This is a genomic window from Vallitalea maricola, from assembly GCF_036985595.1.
In the GTDB taxonomy this organism is placed as follows: Bacteria; Bacillota; Clostridia; order Lachnospirales; family Vallitaleaceae; genus Vallitalea; species Vallitalea maricola.
In genome coordinates this window covers 1-235 of record NZ_BTPU01000264.1, presented here as the reverse complement: position 1 = coordinate 235, position 235 = coordinate 1, and the positions used below count along the sequence as shown (strand labels likewise).

The window sequence follows — 235 nt, the reverse complement described above, 5'->3', positions numbered from 1 at the left end:
TTCTAAGCGCTCTTTTGGGGCGTTTTTAGGAAGAGTTTTGGTGTTATTGGGTCTAGTAGGAAGTCTGACACTTGCTGGCTTATCACTTACGCTAGTTTACCATCAAGAAAAGCAACTCACGGCCGTATCCGAGGAACTTTCAAATCTAAAAACCATTCAGTCAAAAACAGGGGAACTAGATGCCTTTTCTCGTTACTTTTTGCCAGCCTTTTACTCTGATAAAGGGAAAATAGCT

Annotated in this window: 1 protein-coding gene; it reads left to right on the top strand. The window is 41.3% G+C overall.

Features of this window, described 5'->3' with window-relative positions; genetic code table 11:
• Nucleotides 1-40: 40 nt before the first annotated feature.
• A partial coding sequence (locus AACQ14_RS24045; RefSeq protein WP_339366067.1) for a hypothetical protein occupies nucleotides 41-235 on the top strand: 195 nt, incomplete at its 3' end.